This window comes from Nocardia sp. NPDC046473, from assembly GCF_040645995.1.
In the GTDB taxonomy this organism is placed as follows: Bacteria; Actinomycetota; Actinomycetes; order Mycobacteriales; family Mycobacteriaceae; genus Nocardia.
The window spans coordinates 403,449-420,292 of record NZ_JBEYZJ010000010.1 but is presented as its reverse complement, the minus strand read 5'-3'; the positions used below and the strand labels follow the sequence as shown (position 1 = coordinate 420,292).

Genomic DNA, 16,844 nt, shown 5'->3' with positions numbered 1-16,844 from the left:
CTGGCCAGCGGCGCAGGGAGCCGTCGCTCGCGCCGCCGAAACGCTAGGCGACGAGCGCAATGCCTCTGAACCCCGAGACCAGTCCGGCGGCCTCAGGGGACGGCTGCCCGCCATTTTCCAGCATCCCAAGACGCTGATGCATCTGCCGACCAGTTGGCCGGTCAATCGCCAAAGCGCCAAGAACTGCATCTTCACCATCCGGTGCCACTTACGGTTGTCTGGGACCCAAGCGGGAGATCGCTGAATCGTCTCGACGCGTACAGGGCGACAAGCGCGATACGAATCGGGCTCAAGCCGAAGGCGACACGCCGTCGAGACGATCGTTGCCTTATCGCCCCGGAATCGGCAGTATTGCACTCGGCCGGATGGCGGCCACTCCCGGCAACCGCGCCGCCCTGTAGCGATTGTCATCTTCGGGATAGAGAAGCTATAGCTTCACCACCTCCCCGGTCGGTCAACTCTGCGCCGCGGCGCTACAACCCACACGGTACGGGCATTTCGGGCGGCGATGACCGGGAACGGTTGCTGGGATGGCTGCTGGTGGACGTGTTGCTCACTTGATTCGAACCCGCCGTCTTTACACCGGCGAACCCTATGGTGCACTGAAGGCCGGCACTATATTCGACAACTCCACACCGATCCCCTCCGCGGCTACGTCTGCGCAGGCACTGTTGGAGTCCAAGATCTTCAGCATCTTCGGAGACTACGGTGAGTGGCTGGCGCACCCTCTCGGCATCGCCCGCGTCCGGATAATGGGGATGGAGGGCGGATTGGCTATCTGGCTCGATAGCCATGCTGAACTGCACCCCATATGCCGTGAACCAGGAGTCTGGCGACCCGGCAAGATCTATCGCTTCAGCCAAACGCTGGCCGGGATGCTCCTCCCCCATGCCCATCGCGACGAGGAAATGACCGGCATTCCGCAACTGCGCATCGTCTCCGTTCGCGGGCGCAACTTGACGGTCTCACTGGTCGGCACCAGTAGCCGGTTAACTCTGTGCGGCGTCCCCGGTACCCGATGGGTGGACGACATCGAGGAATTTCGCAGTTCGCAAGGCGACTCGACAGAGACCCCCATCTGGCTGACACCTGCACTGACCTCGGCAGAGAAGGAATTCGAGGATATGTTCCCGCGGGTGACGGCGAACTCTAGACAACTGGCTTGGCTAGGGAGCGGCCTTCTGAGGCGCGTGGCCCTATTTCACACAACGAGCAGCGCGTACCGGACGAGGTTCTGGATCAACCCCGACAGGCGGACCGGGGGCGAGTGGGTCTTCGAGCTGACCACGCGACAAGATGTCGCTGTCGACCACGACGGTTTCCTGGCGCGTTTGCTCGACCCAGTTTGGGGATTGCCGCTCCGCATCCACCGGGAGTTCTGCATGTGTGACGTTGATGCCTCGTGGGGACGGGAATGCACCTACGATCTCATGCACGTCGGAGGCGAACGCGGAGTACTGCAGCTTCGATTCGTACACGCGCGCCGGTACCAGGGCGGCCAGGAACGCCAAGACTTCGCGGCTATCGGTTCCGACGAAGGCTGGCTCGACAGAGTACTTCCCGAGCCACCAGGAATCGACGCCTACGAGACCGACGAGCTGCGCGAACGTAGGCGGAAATCCCTAGTTCGCAAAATACACGCCGACTAAGCGAAAACTGCGGGGAGCGAGACAGAGTCGCCAACAATTGGATCTCATTGCTCCTCGGAGACGGAGCCGGCGGGCCATCCCGGTTAGTGGGCCGCCCTGGCGACCTGCCAGGCACAGCCCACTGGCCGTATATGCGGGCGACCGATCGTGGATCGAGTCATTACCCATAGCAGTTGAAGTACTCGCGATCATGGATGCGGAAATCTTCTAGGGAATCGCTGGTGCGCCGAACAGGTCACGGACCCGAGGGCGCCTCTGTAGAGAAACGGTCGGTTGTTGTCGGTGTTGCATGGTCTCATCTGTGAATGGCTTCCAGAACTCGGCGGCGCACCTTGCGCCAGGAACGTGCTCGTAAGAACGCACGACGGACCGGTGTGCTCGATCACCATACCCACACTCTGCTGGCAGGGATGAGAAACGTAGCCCAGCTGTGGTCTGACCTGGCGCGTTCGGGCGACCCGCGCGAGACCGCCGAGCGGATGCTGACCCAGGCTGTTGACGATCTCGCAGCAGAACTTCGGCAATACCCACTTTTCCAGTTATGCGAGGTGGTCCGCCTGGCGTGCCTGCCGTGGAACATCGCAGGACTGATACAACCGGACACCGACGACAGTGTCGCGCTGGCTGAATTGCTCGTCATGCTGGCCGCCACAACAGATCCTGACCAGACCCCGAATCCTGAGGTCGACCAACGCAATCTGTTCAGCGATGCCAAGCGATGGAAAGACCAGGCCAGGCGGGTCGTCGATCTCGCGTTCCTGGAACATCTCGCGACGTTGATCGACTCCGCCACCTCGGTGCCGCTGGACAAGATCGCCCTCTCGATGCGCGGCAACGAAGTGTGGATCCGTAATTCGTCCTACCCCGACATGCTCGAAGCGACTGTCTCAGCGCTGTTCGATCCACCGCAGATTCGCGAAAGGTTGCGCCGCAGCATCGGATTCACGGCCGCCGAAGCCCTTGCTGTACTCAGCACCTGCCACGAGTTGCAAGTTCAGGGATGGAATGCCCGCTTGGAAGCCAACGCTGCGGTCGCCGAGGAAATCCTCGCGGAGAGGGCCGATCCCACCGAACTCGACGGCGCCGATCCCAAGCTCGAGCGTTTCCGCCGGACCTGGCTGGACGCTTGGCAAGGCCGCGGGCACACGGTGTCTGTGCATCCCACAGCGATCGCGGCCAGTACTGGACTAGACGTCGAGACCATCTTGGCGGTAGCTCAACATTTTCGCCTGAACCTCGACGGCCGTACTCCCCACCAGCTGGTCCTCGCCTTCTCAGGCGGGGACAATCCGCTTCGCACCAACCCGCTGCTGGTGTCCGCCGACGGCGAATTGATGCTGGTCCACAGCTCGTTCATTCAGTCCGCAATACGGGAGAATCTCGAACAGCACCTCAAGTCGGATCCATCGGCGTGGGACGAATACCAGCAACATCGGGGCCGGCTACTTGAACACCTCGCCGCTGATGCCTTCCAGACTCTGTTGCCCGGCGCGCAGGTGTACGCCTCGTTCGAATACTTCGTCCCCGACAACGATGGGCAAGCCGCAGGCGAGCCATCGGACTACACCAAGAAGGTCGAGGGTGACCTGCTGTTCCTTCTCGACGATGTGGCGGTGATCGTCGAAGCCAAAGCCGTAGCGGTCAATCCGCGCTCACGGGCAGGGGATACTCGCAGGCTGCGTCGTGACCTGATAAAGATCATCAAAGATGCGGCCGATCAAGCTTCACGACTGGCCGAGCGGATCGAGTGCGACACCGGAATCCGTCTACACAAAGACGGATGGCTTGATTTGTCCCACATCCGGGAAATCCATATGGTCGCCCTGAGCCTGGAGGATCTGGCCGGTATCAGTACCGCCACCGCAGACCTGCTCAGCGCAGGTCTGCTCGATGCCACCCGGATCCCGTGGACCGTATCGATCCACGACCTGCAGCTGATCAGCGAACTCATCGACACACCTGCCGAGTTTCTGCTCTACCTCCGAAGGAGGACCGATCCCGAGACCACGATGGTCTATATGGCCCCAGACGAACTCGACCTTTTTCTGTACTTCTACGAAAAAGGTCTCTACGTCGAACCCGACCCCCAACAGACGCAACTCGAGCTTCCCTTCATGAAACCCACCACCGGCGCGACGCGCCGCCGTCGGGCGTTGCGGCGCAGCTTCATCACCAGCCGCACCGACCCGCTGGACCGGTGGCACTACTCTCGGCACGACCCTCACAGCCCTGCGGCCCCCAAACCGGTACTCAACAATTCCCCGATCGCGCACTTCGTTGCGAGCCTGCACGACCGCGGCGACTACGGGTGGCTCAGTGTCGGAGCGACGTTGCTGTCAGGATCCACCAAAAGCCAGGACTACCAGTCGCGGATAGCCAAACAGCTGCTCGACCAACCCGATCCGCTCGGGCGTGAACGAAGCATGACTGTTCCGATCGGATCGACCAAGAAGAACGCGTGGGTGATGGTGTGGATGACACGGCCGCGGTCTCGCAGTCTCGAACAGGCCACCAACCATCTGACCAGTTACTTGCGGGTCAAGAAATATCAGTGGGGGTTGAACCGCGGTGTCGGATTCCTCTTCGATCAACACGACCGCGCGCTGTCTGCTGTCGTCTACAACGGGGACCGTCTCTCACCCGATCCGGAGTTGGACGAACAGGTCACACAACTCTATCCCGCCGATTATCTACCGTCGCGACCACCGCCGAAGGCCAAGCGCCGCAGGTGATGTAGGCAAAGAGGGGCGACCAGCCTCACGATCGATGGAGCACCGATCATTCTCGGCTGCGGGAGGTACGTCATATACGGCTCGCGTCGTGCTCACGTTGAACGTTATGGACACAAGCGCGAACCACGCGCCCACCTGCCTTAGCCTGCAGAGACTGGCGGCTGCACGGAACACGGAGCCGCTCTTGGTCCTGTACGGCGGAATCCGCCGGACACGGACGCTAGATCGCCGCCCCGATACAGGCTTCCTCACCCCGACACGATCGGATCTGTTGGACCACGCTTCCAATCAAACCTATCGCTGCCGCGACGGGGTCACGGACATCCGGTGGGGACGCCGTGGGTCTCGACAAATTCGCCTCAGGCCCAAAGGGTCATACCGCAGGGCGTGCCTTCAGCTGTGGCGCGAACGCTGAAGATCAGGTTTCATGGTAAGGGGAGAATCAGGCGGACGGTAAGGAGCTGTCCTCCATGTCTCTGCACGAAAACCGCCGCCTCCAGTCAGCGAACGCTCAGGCGAATCACAATGTCCCCGACAGTCAGTGCGGACCAGACCAGCCCGTTCTCAGCCGGGACTAGGTATGATGCGCCGCGATTGCTCGAGCCGTGACAGTTTCGATCAGGGCAGGCGTCGAAAGATTGACGTGGTCTGTCCAGATGAGCCGCCCGCGCTGAATCCGGCGGCGGCCAAGGCACTCCTACGACTCATCCTGCGCTCCGTGGACGAAGATCATGGCGCCGTAGAAGATACCGAACTCGATGGGTCGAACGCGTCGTCTGAGATCGATAGAACGGGCAATCCGACTTCCACGGACGCTCCCAATCCGGGTGTCCGCCAGCGATCGACGGATTCCCGACGGCCTTCTCGTCCACCAACTCGTGTGATCGAGAACGTCGAGAAATTACCGCAGTCAGGTAGTCGACGATCTCGTCGACGACGGACTACACCGGCCAACCGTGCGGACTCCTAGGGTGCGAACCTGCGTCCCGTCGCGATGCCACATCTGTGCGTCGCGGCGGCCGTCTGTGATCGCGAATGATGTCCGGGAGCATCATGGGATACGCGCGCCAACAGACTGTCAAGGAGGAAGCGATGCCGAGCGAGACCAACGAATGGGCAGTGCTCGATGGGCTCCTTGGCATCGAAGTCACCGACCCGGAATCCGATGGGAGTCAGCGGCTCGCGTTCTACGGTCGTTGCTCGACCGAGGACAACCAGGACCCTGAAACCTCGTACGGATGGCAGTCCGGCAATGCGCAGAAGTTTGCCCCGGGCTCAATCGTCGCTTCGTACTTCGATGTTGGGCAGTCGCGATCGGTGCCGTGGCATCGCCGGACGCAGGCGGCGAAGCTGCTCGCCGACCTCAAGAATCCCAATCGAGGGTGGACTGCGATTGTCGTCGGTGAAGGCACACGCTGCTGGTTCGGCAATCAGTTCAGTCTGGTTGCGCCACGGATCCAAGCTCATGGCGTCGATATCTGGGTACCGGAACTGGGCGGCAAGTACAACGCGAAGAACGCCACCCACAACATGATGATGAGCATGCTCGGTGGGCTCAGCGAGTCGGAACGCCAGCACGTTCAGCAACGCACACGCGCCAGCATGGACGCCCAGGTGCTCAACGAGGGACGCCATCAAGGCGGACGCGCTCCCTACGGATATGTCGTGGTCGACGGGCCGCCGCACCCCAACCCGCACCGCGCAGCAGACGGACTGAAGCTGCGCATCCTCTCCATCGATGTCGCCGCGGCGCCGGTGGTCCAGCGGATCTTCCGCGAATACATCGGTGGACGTGGCGATAAGGCGATCGCGGAAGGACTCAATCGCGACCAGATACCGTGCCCTTCAGCCCATCGCCCCGAGCAGAACCGGCACCGTTCCGGCGACGGCTGGCAGGCTCCAACAGTCGCTGCGATCCTGCAGAACCCGCGATACACCGGCTACGCGGTGTTCGGGCGATGGACCAAGCGAGAAGAACTGATCGACCCCGATGACGTCGCAGCCGGCTACGCGATCCGGTTCGTGCGAGCAACCGCCGACCGCATCATCCGCTCACGACGCCCAGCACATCCGCAAATCATCTCCGTCGAGGGATTCACCGAGGCACACCTGATCCGCCGAGGCCGCGCCGGCATCACCAACCGAGACCGCGCCAAACTCGAGCGGACCAGAACGCTGATCCCGCGCCCGTATCTGCTGCGCGGGCACATCCGCTGCGACGCCTGCAACCGCAAGATGCAAGCCGAACTAATCGGCCAAAACGTCTATTACCGTTGCCGTGCAAGAACTCTCGCGCCCGGCAGCGAGGCACTGACCAATCACCCGAAAACAGTCAACCTACGAGAATCAATACTCGTAGACCCACTGAACGGTTGGCTCGCAACCCTTTTCGATCGCGAGCATCGAAACCAGACCATCGCGACCCTCCTGGAGGCCCAGGAAACCGACGACACAGATGCCGTTCGCGCACTGCTGCGTCGCCGAATTACCGACGCGGACACGAAGTTACAGCGCCACTTGGCTGCCATCGAAGCAGGCGTCGATCCAGCCGCTTTCGTGACTTCGATGAACGCAGCACAGGCCGACAAGGCCGCAGCGCGGGCCGAACTCGATGCGATACCGAAGCCGATTCGACTGACCGAAACCAAGATGAACAAGCTGATCGAATCAGCAGGAGACATCCGAGCCGTACTGACAGCTGGAGCTCCAGAAGATAAGCAACTTCTCTACGAAGCCCTGAACATCCAGGTCCGGTACCAGCACCGACAACAGCTCGCTGTTGTCAGTGCCAGCCTCCCTGGGTTTAGCACTGGTGTCCGGAGGGGGACTTGAACCCCCACGCCCGTTAAAGGGCACTAGCACCTCAAGCTAGCGCGTCTGCCATTCCGCCACCCGGACCGGTGGTGCTCAGCAAGATTATAGGATCTCGCGGCGTGGACCAAATCGCGGGTTGACCACGTGTTTTGCGAAGGGGTTCGGTCTGCGGGCACGGCACGGAGGGCTACGCGGCTGACCTGATTGGTTCGCGCGCTTGGCGAGACCGTCGGCCTCATTCTCGTGATGTACCAAGCGCTGAAGTCTGCCGCCCTTCCTGGAATCACTACCGGCAGCAGTGGAGCCGTTCGTGCTCGAGGTCGACAACGTTTCGACGCGGCGAACCGCTGACGGAATCCGGCGGCTGGGTGATCCGCAACGACGAGAATGCGGGTCTTGCCGCGGCGATCAACCAGGGTTCCGCGGCGACATGCCGAATGGATCTTGGTCGCCAACCCGGATACGAGGCTTGCGCCCGATAGCTGGGCTGGTCGAGACAGCGATGACCGGCGACAGAATCGGCATGATCGGCCCGGCTCGACGGAACCCCCTACCCGACCGATCGCCGGCTCCCCTCACTAGCGGTCGGGATCCACGCGCACCCTGCTCGGTGGGATCTGGCCGGGCAGCCCCGCCACACGAGACCAATCCTGTCCAACGCGACGGTCGCCTAGAAGGGCCAAGGACCTCAGTTCGTGGGACCGCCGTCTCTGGCGCGGTTGTCTTCAGTCGACTGCACTGAGGCTGGGCCGAGAATCGCCCGGGTGGAAGGAGCACGCGATGGGCCAGGACAGCACGGACGCCCGGCGATGGAAGCAGCGGCTGGGTGCCCTGCTACAGCCTTGTCTGGTGGTGATCGCTGGTGCCGGGCTGACGATCGGTGCGCTGTTGTGGGCGTGCGGATTCCGCGATGCCGCTGATGGGTTGTGGATTGCGGTGACGGCGACGGCGATTGTGCCGGCGCTGTGGTGGATGATCGCCACGTTGTTGAAAGGGCGGGCCGGGGTCGATTTGATCGCGGTGCTGTCGTTGGCGGGGACACTGCTGGTCGGCGAGTATCTTGCGGGGGCGTTGATCGCGGTCATGCTGGCCGGTGGCCGGGCCCTCGACGCTGCCGCCGAACGGCGCGCCACACAGGATCTGCGCGCTCTGCTCGAACATGCGCCACGCTCAGCGCGTCGCCGGATCGGCGACGAGGTGGCGGTGGTTCCGGTCGACCAGGTCGCCGTCGGTGACCTGCTCGTGGTCGCCGCGGGCGAAGTCGTACCCGTGGACGGGGAGATCCTGAATACCGTTGCGGTGCTGGATGAGTCAGTTCTGACCGGGGAGCCGCTGCAGGTCGAGCGGGTCGCGGGTGATCCGGTGCGCAGCGGTGTGGTCAACGCCGGCGAGACCTTCGAGATACGTGCGGGTGCGACGGCGGCGGCGAGCACATACGCCGGAATCGTGCGGCTGGCCGAACAAGCCGGTGCCGAGAACGCGCCGGTGGTGCGGCTGGCCGATCGGTATGCGGCGTGGTTCCTGCCACTCGCGCTGACGGTCGCCGGCGCGGCCTACGCGTGGAGCGGATCGGCGACGCGAGCGGTCGCGGTCCTGGTGGTGGCGACGCCGTGTCCATTGCTGTTGGCCGCTCCCGTGGCGATCGTGTCGGGACTGTCGCGGTCCGCCCGCCTCGGTGTTGTGGTGCGTGGCGGCGGTGCGCTGGAAACCCTCGGGCGGGCAACAACATTGGTGATGGACAAGACGGGAACCCTCACTGCGGGTCGTCCTAAAGTCATCGACGTGATCACCGCGCCAGGACTCGACGCGCGCGAGATGCTGCGGCTGGCCGCATCGGTCGACCAGGTTTCACCGCACGTGCTGGCCGAAGCGATCGTCGCCGAGGCGATGGCTCGCGGTCTCGGGCTGACGGCTCCGAGCGAGGTGGTCGAGCAGGCCGGGCGTGGGATCTCCGGGACCGTCGAGGCGCATCGCGTCGACGTCGGCAAGCTCCCCGACGCGATCACCGGCCTCGACTGGGCTCGTGCGGTCGTCAACCGGGCGAGCCCGGACTCGGCTGCCATCGCGTGGGTCAGCGTGGACGGCAACGCTGCGGCGGCGATTTTGCTGCGAGATCCGTTGCGGCGCGACGCCTCTCGCACTATTCGCCGGCTGCGGCAGGCCGGGTTGACGCGGTTGGTCATGCTCACCGGAGACCGGTCCGAACCCGCGCGCGAGGTCGCCACCGCGCTGGGCCTCGACGAGGTGTACGCGGGACAGAGTCCCGCCGACAAGGTGGACGCCGTGCGCCGTGAGCGCGCACACGCGGTGACTGTGATGGTCGGCGACGGAGTCAACGACGCGCCTGCGCTGGCCGCGGCTACGGTCGGCGTCGCGATGGGCGCGCGTGGGTCGGCGGCTTCCGCGGAAGCCGCCGATGTCGTCCTCACCGCGGATCGCCTCGACCGGCTCGCCGATACGATGGACACCGCCCGCTGGTCTCGGCGGATCGCGGTGCAGAGCGCGGTTGCCGGGATGAGCCTGTCGTTGCTGGCAATGATCGTCGCCGCCGTCGGTTGGCTTCCGCCGGCGGGCGGCGCGCTGCTACAAGAGGGCATCGACGTGGCGGTGATCTTGAATGCGTTGCGCGCGTTACGCGGCAATCCCACATCACGCACCGAACTCGCACCCAGCACCGCCGCCCTGCTGCGCCGCTTCGCCGGCGAACACGACACGCTACGCGACACCCTCACCATGCTGCGGGCCGCCGCAGACCGGCTCGCGGACCGCGATGACGAGCAGTCCGCACTGTCGGCGGTCGAAGACGCGTACCGGTTCCTCATCGACAAAGTGCTACCGCATGAGCAAGCGGAGGAATCCGAACTGTATCCCGCACTTGCGATTCCGCTCGGCAGTCCGGATGCCACCGCCACCATGAGCCGCACTCACGCCGAAATCCAGCAGTTGACCTCCCGCATCGGTATCCACCTTCGTTTGGCGCGGACTGCTGGTCGCGTCGGCTCAGACCAGATCGACGATCTGCTGGCCTGCCTGTACGGGCTCCACGCACTGTTGCAACTACACTTCTTGCAGGAAGAGGAGAACTACTTCACCCTCACCGACGCCCCCGAACACGCCACGACGCCAACCTGATTCGACACCCCGGCGCGCGCCCGGCCACCGCACAGTCGTCGCCGACCTGCTGCGGCCGCCGAGCGCGAACAGCCGGATCGGCGCGACCCACGCCGCGCGGATCTCAGGATTCCGGGTAGGTAACCAGCGCAACCGCGGGTGCGGAGACGATCTGTATCTCGTCGCTCCCCGGCACCTTGACGTGGAGGAATCCCCCTTCGATCGTCACCGAGACGTCGTCGATCGTACGAACCGGCCGACCGTCTCTCGCGAGCAGCGAATAGCCTTCGACCAGGACGACTTTGCTTGCCTGGCGCCATCGTGTGGTCATCGCACCGCCTTTCGCGGGTGGTACCGGCGGGAAGTCGAGTTCCGGCTCGGCGACATGGTTGAAGTAGTTCGACAAGGTGTTGAGCGCGACGTGGCCGACGATCTCGGTCAACTCGGCGTCGCTGACGCCGTGCCGGCGGGCCGAGTCGATCGCGGCATCGGCGACGCGACCATGCGACCGGATGACCTCGCGCGCGAAGTGCAACACGGCGTTCGCGTGCGGATCGTCCGCCCTTGCGTCGCGGGTGGCTGCGATGGCTTCGTCGGTGAAACCCATGCGGCTCGCCCGCATGGTGTGTGCGGAAACGCAGTAGTTGCAACTGTTTTCGCTGGCCACGAGCAGCGCCAGCTGTTCGCGAACCCGGGCGGTGAGTTTTCCTCGGGTCAGTGCGTCGCGCATGGTGAGGTAGCCGCGCAGGGTCGCGGCGCTGTTCGCCATTCCGGCATAGAGGTTCGGGACCCGACCGAGCTGACGCTGTACCTCGGTGAGTAGTTCCGCCTGCTCGGTGTCGGCGGTTTCGGTGGACACAAGTGGTAGCCGGGACATCATGACTCCATACTCTTCCGCGATGGTACCGATCGGTGCCGAAATCAAACAGTACCGATCGGTGCCGAAATGTCAACCCAAACGGCACCGATCAGTTCCGAAATGATAGGGTGGCCAGATGGCAACACGCGCTAAACAGCGCCTTCTCGCGACTGCGGAGGAGCTCTTCTACGCCGAGGGCATCCGGGCCGTCGGGGTCGATCGACTACTCCAGGAATCCGGCGTAGGGCGCGCGTCGTTCTATCGCCACTTCACCGGCAAGGACGAACTGGTCGTCGCAGTGCTCGAGGATCGCGATCGCCGCTGGCTGGAATGGCTGAAAGAATCCGTCGAGGCGAAAGCGGACACGGCCGCCGACCGGCCGCTCGCCGTCTTCGACGCACTGGCGGAACGATTCTCCAGCAAGGACTTTCGTGGTTGCGCGTTCATCAACACGATGGTCGAGGTGGCCGATCCGACCTCCGCGGCGCACCGGGTCGCGGATCAGCACAAGCGTCACGTCATCGACTACCTGACCGAAATCCTCACCACCGCAGGACGATCCGATGCGCGGGAACTGGCTTCAGCCTTTGCCCTACTGGTAGACGGCGCCATCGTGACGTCCGTGCGCGAGGCGACTCCGGCCGCAGCGGAGCGGGCCCGGGAGATCGCGCGGCAGCTGCTCGACCGGTAATCACGGCGCGGCGACCTCGCCCTCCACGGTGCCATGAACGTTGCAGACCGCGGCCAGCGTGTTGTAGACGGTGCCATAGTTGCGCAGGTTGCGATGGAGTAAGTCGATGCGCCGTTGCGGTTCGTCGGTCTCGAGCCGAACCGAATAGCTGATCTCGGTGAACATGGGCGGGGTGTCCTGGCGATGAGCCGTCACTTCGACGTCCGCCCGCCGGTAGCGGAACATCAGAAGCTCTTCCGACCGCGCCAAGTTCTTCAACAAGCAGGCCGCGAACGCCGCGGCCAGCAATTCGGCGGGGCCCGGCAGCCCTGACGGGGTGGCGCCCCACGCGGCGTCGATCGGAATCGAATGCGCGCCCACCTGGATGCAGGCGTCCCCGGCGGAAGTGCGTTGTGCCTGAACGGAATAGACGGTCGGCGCGCCGGACTGGGCGTTGTTGTGCGAGATGTCGGTGCTCATTCTCGAATCCTTCGCTGCGGTCGCTGTCTCCGCGAGGGCCGCAAGTCCTGTGGAGGGTGACCATTCGTCCCGACGAGGAGATGGCGATGCGTACGACGTCCAACCTCCGCTGCCGTACTTGCACGAAATTGCAATGACGACGGCAGTCCGCGGGATGTCCGGGTCGGGCTGTTCATGCTGCTTGCTAAACTAAGCAATCAAGGGACCGGTCGGGTGCCGACGGAGAGGTGTAGCAGGTGCCAGGGTTGAGTAGGCCGCTGTACCAGATGAAGGCCGATTTCTTCAAGACGCTCGGGCACCCCGTACGGATACGGGTGCTGGAGCTGCTGAGTGAGCGCGAGCACGCCGTGTCGGAGATGCTCGGCGAGATCGGCGTGGAGTCGGCGAACTTGTCGCAGCAGCTCGCGATCCTGCGCCGCGCCGGTCTGGTGCGCGCCCGCCGCGAGGGCTTGTCGGTGACCTATGAGCTGACCTCTCCGGAGGTGGCCCAGTTGCTGGCTACTGCTCGAGCCATTCTCACCGGTGTCGTCGCCGGGCAGGTGGAAGCGCTGGAACAGCCCGCCTGAGTCCGAGCGCTCAGCAGGGGTGTATGACTGTCATCTATATGCAGTTTTTCTAAAATAGACATCTAGTAGTTCACGAAGGAGAATTGACGTGACCGACCAATCCATCGCCATCCAGACTCCCTCGGCGCCGACGGACCACGAGGGCGTGCTGGCCTGGGTGGCCGAGGTCGCCGAGTTGACGGCACCGGATCGGATAGTGTTCTGCGACGGATCCCGGGCGGAGTGGGACCGATTGACTACCGCGTTGGTGCGCAAGGGCGCGTTGGTGCGATTGGCCGGCAAGCCGAACTCGTTCTGGTGCGTGTCGGACCCCGACGACGTCGCGCGGGTGGAAGACCGTACCTTCATCTGCTCCGAGGATCGCAACGATGCCGGGCCGACGAACAACTGGGTCGATCCGGTCGATATGCGCACCGTGATGACCGAGCACTACCGCGGGGCAATGGTCGGTCGCACCATGTTCGTCATCGCATACTGCATGGGGCCGCTGGATGCCGATGACCCGAAATACGGTGTGCAGATTACCGATTCGGCCTACGTCGCGGTGTCGATGCAGATCATGACCCGGTCCGGCACCCAGGTGTGGAAGAAGTTCTCCGAAGGCATCGAATTCGTGAAATGTCTGCATTCGGTCGGCGCCCCGCTCGGCGAGGGACAACTCGACGTGGCTTGGCCGTGCGACAAGACCAAGTACATCGCTCACTTCCCGGACACCCGCACCATCTGGAGCTACGGCTCCGGCTATGGCGGCAACGCGCTACTGGGCAAGAAGTGCTTCGCCCTGCGGATCGCCTCGGTTCTCGGTCGCGACGAGGGCTGGCTCGCCGAGCACATGCTGATCCTGAAATTGACCTCCCCCCAAGGCAAGACGCACTACATCGCGGCGGCCTTCCCATCCTCCTGCGGCAAAACCAATCTGGCCATGCTCGAACCGGCATTGCCGGGCTGGAAAGCCGAGACGATCGGTGACGACATCGCCTGGCTGCGCTTCGGCGCGGACGGTCGCTTGTATGCGGTGAACCCGGAGGCCGGGTTCTTCGGGGTCGCGCCCGGCACGGGCACCGAGACCAATCCGAACGCGATCGCCGCGATCGATCTCGGCAATTCGATCTTCACCAACACCGCGCTGACCGATGACGGCGACGTGTGGTGGGAGGGACTGACCGAGGAGAAGCCGGATCATCTGATCGATTGGCACGGTATGGACTGGACGCCGAAGTCGGAAATCCCTGCGGCGCACCCGAACTCGCGATACTGCACGCCGATCGAGCAGTGCCCGTCGGTCGCCCCGGAATGGAACGACCCCACCGGGGTGCCGATCTCCGCGATCTTCTTCGGGGGTCGCCGCGCCACGACCATCCCGTTGGTGGCGGAGTCGTTCGGTTGGGAACACGGAGTGTTCACCGCGTCGGTGTTGTCGTCGGAGACCACCGCCGCCGCGGCCGGGCGGGTCGGGGTGGTGCGTCGCGACCCGATGGCGATGCTGCCGTTCCTCGGCTACCACGTCGGCGACTATTTCGCGCACTGGCTGAAGCTCGGCGCGGCCGCCGATCCGGCAAAGTTGCCGAAGATCTTCCAGGTCAACTGGTTCCGCCGCAGCGCCGACGGCAAGTTCCTGTGGCCGGGCTTCGGTGACAACGTGCGCGTGCTGAAGTGGGCGCTGGAACGTCTGGATCGCACCGCCGACGCGGTCGAGACACCGATCGGGTACGTGCCGACCATCGACGCCCTGGACCGGTCCGGCCTGTCCGGCGGATACCGCGAGTTGGTTGCCGACGCGTTGGCCGTGAACAACGCGGAATGGGTGACCGAGACCGCCGCAATCGACGAGTGGTACGCCACAATCGGCGGCAACCGCTTGCCCGAGGCGCTCCGGGTACAGCTCGCCGCGCTCAAGACCCGGCTCGCAGTGGCAGGCTGATTGTGCGCGCGCTGCTGCCGAGTTGGTCGGACTGGGCGCACGGGGTCCGCGCCCCGGGCGCGGACCTGCTGTCGGGCTTGATGGTCGCCTTGGTGGCGCTACCGTTGGCGTTGGGTTTCGGCATCTCCTCCGGCCTGGGCGCGGCGGCCGGATTGGCCACCGCCGTCGTCGCGGGCGCGGTCGCCGCGGTCTTCGGTGGCTCTCGCTTCCAGGTCTCGGGGCCGACGGGGGCGATGACCGTGGTGCTCGCCCCGATCTTTCACCAGCATGGCGCGAGTGCGGTGCTGACTGTGGGGCTGCTGGCCGGCCTGGTGCTGGTGGCACTCGCGGTCGCCAGGGTCGGGCGAGCAGTGCGCTTCATGCCCGCGCCGGTGATCGAGGGGTTCACTGCGGGTATCGCGGTTGTTATTGCGCTGCAACAGTTTCCGTCAGCCCTCGGCATCGCGCATGCCGAGGGGGAGAAAGTGTGGCAGTCAGCCTTCGACGCTGTGCGCCAATACATTTCGGCGGCCAGTCCGGTGCCCCTGGTGACCGCATCGGTGGTTGCCGCGATCGTCCTGGCCGGTGGCCGATTACTGCCGAAGTTGCCGTTCGCGCTGATCGCCGTGGCCGGGGCGACCGTGGCAGCACGGCTGTTCCATCTCGACCTCATCCCGATTGGCGCCATTCCCTCCGGATTGCAGGTTCCCACACTGGGATTCGTGCGGTTCGGGCAGTTGGGCTCGTTGATCGCGCCGGCGCTTGCGGTGGCCGCGCTGGCTGCCCTGGAATCACTGCTGTCGGCAACGGCCGCCGACGCGATGGCCGTCGGCACCCGCCACGATCCCGACCGGGAACTGCTCGGGCAAGGCCTGGCCAATATCGCCGCTCCCCTGTTCGGTGGCGTACCCGCCACCGGTGCGATCGCTCGCACTGCGGTCAACGTGCGCTCCGGTGCGCGGTCCCGGCTCGCGGCCCTCACCCACGCGGTGGTGCTGGCGGCCATTGTCTGCCTGGCCGCGCCGCTGGTTGCCGACATCCCCTTGGCGGCATTGGCGGGCGTTTTGCTGGCCACTACGGCACGTATGGTCGAGACGGCTTCGCTGGCCGCGATCGCGCGGGCGTCGAAGGGCGATGCCGCCATCATGGCCGTCACTTTCGGCGTGACCGTCGCGCTGGATCTGGTGACCGCAGTGGCGGTCGGCGTCGGGTTCGCCGTACTACTCGCACTACGTTCAGTGGCGAAAGAGGCTCGGCTGCGGCAAATTCCGCTCGAGCTCCCGGTCGATGACTCCGACCATCTTGACGAAGAACATGAACTACTGCACGACCACATCGTCGCCTACCGCATCGAAGGGCCGTTGTTCTTCGCCGCAGCGCACCGGTTCCTGCTGGAGCTGGCCGAGGTATCGGACGTGCACGTGGTGATCCTGCGCATGTCCCGCATCACCGCACTGGACACCACCGGCGCGCTGGTGCTCGCGGACGCTATCGGCAAACTCGAACATCGGCATATCACGGTGCTGATGTCCGGGTTGCGCGAGCATCATCGCCGTCGGCTGGCCGCGATCGGCGCATTGCCGACGGGTGGCGACGAGCGAATCTTCGAGCACACACCGGAGGCGATCGCCTATGCCCGGGGGTATTTGCCGAGCACTGCCGGACGGGCACACGAATGAGCAATCGGACGAAACCGACTCCGGCGCAACGAATTCGCTACATCTGCGGCGGAACATTGCCGCCGTCCATGGCGCAGTGGGTGATCGACGACTTGACCGGTCCCGGATCGGCTCGCCGGTACCTGCTGCGGATTCTCGTACCGGTGATCGCGCCGTTGTGCCTGTTCCTACTCATTCCCGGGCCATCGTGGATCGGGCCGGCGATGATGGCCCTGCTGTATTTGCCGCTGATCTACTTCACTGCGGCACTGATGCACGTCTACCGGCGCCATCGCCTGACCGCACACGGACTCGATGCGACGCTGGCCGATGCCCGTAATCGGGCGCGGTCGGCCGCTGAACGTGCAGCATATGAACGCCGCCATGGCCGGGGCTGAACGCCTG

Annotated in this window: 12 protein-coding genes and 1 tRNA gene; 9 read left to right on the top strand and 4 right to left on the bottom strand. The window is 64.4% G+C overall.

What is annotated here, in order from left to right; all coding sequences use genetic code 11:
- Window positions 1-530 precede the first annotated feature (530 nt).
- Window positions 531-1,649 carry a hypothetical protein gene (locus tag ABZ942_RS35065; RefSeq protein WP_357389736.1) on the top strand — a complete coding sequence of 373 codons (1,119 nt, stop codon included), beginning with the start codon at window positions 531-533 and terminating at the stop codon, window positions 1,647-1,649.
- Window positions 1,650-2,188: 539 nt separating this feature from the next.
- Here ABZ942_RS35065 and ABZ942_RS35060 read toward each other — a convergent pair.
- On the bottom strand, window positions 2,189-2,416 hold the full coding sequence (locus ABZ942_RS35060; protein WP_357389734.1) for a hypothetical protein: 228 nt from the start codon (window positions 2,414-2,416) through the stop codon (window positions 2,189-2,191).
- 30 nt (window positions 2,417-2,446) lie between these two features.
- Between ABZ942_RS35060 and ABZ942_RS35055 the strand changes: the two genes are divergently transcribed.
- Both ABZ942_RS35055 and ABZ942_RS35050 read left to right on the top strand, forming a co-directional pair.
- Entirely contained in the window at window positions 2,447-4,381 is a 1,935-nt protein-coding gene (locus ABZ942_RS35055) for a hypothetical protein (protein ID WP_357389732.1), read from the top strand.
- A gap of 1,092 nt (window positions 4,382-5,473) precedes the next feature.
- Window positions 5,474-7,213 carry a recombinase family protein gene (locus ABZ942_RS35050; RefSeq protein WP_357389730.1) on the top strand — a complete coding sequence of 580 codons (1,740 nt, stop codon included), beginning with the start codon at window positions 5,474-5,476 and terminating at the stop codon, window positions 7,211-7,213.
- On the opposite strand, the gene ABZ942_RS35045 is transcribed toward ABZ942_RS35050, so the two are convergent.
- Window positions 7,192-7,279: transfer RNA gene (locus ABZ942_RS35045), tRNA-Leu, on the bottom strand. The genes ABZ942_RS35050 and ABZ942_RS35045 overlap by 22 nt on opposite strands.
- A gap of 696 nt (window positions 7,280-7,975) precedes the next feature.
- On the opposite strand from ABZ942_RS35045, the gene ABZ942_RS35040 reads away from it, so the two are divergent.
- Window positions 7,976-10,327, top strand: a complete 2,352-nt coding sequence (locus ABZ942_RS35040) for a heavy metal translocating P-type ATPase (protein WP_357389728.1) — start codon at window positions 7,976-7,978, stop codon at window positions 10,325-10,327.
- Between the two features lie 103 nt (window positions 10,328-10,430).
- Here ABZ942_RS35040 and ABZ942_RS35035 read toward each other — a convergent pair whose 3' ends face one another.
- Window positions 10,431-11,183 carry a carboxymuconolactone decarboxylase family protein gene (locus ABZ942_RS35035; RefSeq protein WP_357389726.1) on the bottom strand — a complete coding sequence of 251 codons (753 nt, stop codon included), beginning with the start codon at window positions 11,181-11,183 and terminating at the stop codon, window positions 10,431-10,433.
- A 118-nt stretch (window positions 11,184-11,301) separates the two neighbouring features.
- Here ABZ942_RS35035 and ABZ942_RS35030 point away from each other — a divergent pair, with 118 nt between their 5' ends.
- Window positions 11,302-11,856: a TetR family transcriptional regulator gene (locus ABZ942_RS35030; RefSeq protein WP_357389724.1), complete on the top strand. Its 555-nt coding sequence runs from the start codon at window positions 11,302-11,304 to the stop codon at window positions 11,854-11,856.
- Here ABZ942_RS35030 and ABZ942_RS35025 read toward each other — a convergent pair whose 3' ends face one another.
- Complete coding sequence (locus ABZ942_RS35025; protein ID WP_357389722.1) at window positions 11,857-12,315, bottom strand: OsmC family protein; 459 nt, start codon at window positions 12,313-12,315, stop codon at window positions 11,857-11,859.
- A gap of 266 nt (window positions 12,316-12,581) precedes the next feature.
- On the opposite strand from ABZ942_RS35025, the gene ABZ942_RS35020 reads away from it, so the two are divergent.
- From ABZ942_RS35020 to ABZ942_RS35005, 4 genes are all read left to right on the top strand, one after another.
- Complete coding sequence (locus ABZ942_RS35020) at window positions 12,582-12,881, top strand: metalloregulator ArsR/SmtB family transcription factor (protein WP_357389892.1); 300 nt, start codon at window positions 12,582-12,584, stop codon at window positions 12,879-12,881.
- A gap of 88 nt (window positions 12,882-12,969) precedes the next feature.
- Entirely contained in the window at window positions 12,970-14,802 is a 1,833-nt protein-coding gene (locus ABZ942_RS35015; protein WP_357389720.1) for a phosphoenolpyruvate carboxykinase (GTP), read from the top strand.
- A gap of 2 nt (window positions 14,803-14,804) precedes the next feature.
- A complete protein-coding gene (locus ABZ942_RS35010) occupies window positions 14,805-16,460 on the top strand; it encodes a SulP family inorganic anion transporter (RefSeq protein WP_357389718.1) in 1,656 nt (551 codons plus the stop codon).
- On the top strand, window positions 16,457-16,837 hold the full coding sequence (locus tag ABZ942_RS35005; RefSeq protein WP_357389716.1) for a DUF5313 family protein: 381 nt from the start codon (window positions 16,457-16,459) through the stop codon (window positions 16,835-16,837). Before ABZ942_RS35010 ends, ABZ942_RS35005 begins: the two co-directional genes overlap by 4 nt.
- The last annotated feature ends 7 nt before the right edge of the window (window positions 16,838-16,844 follow it).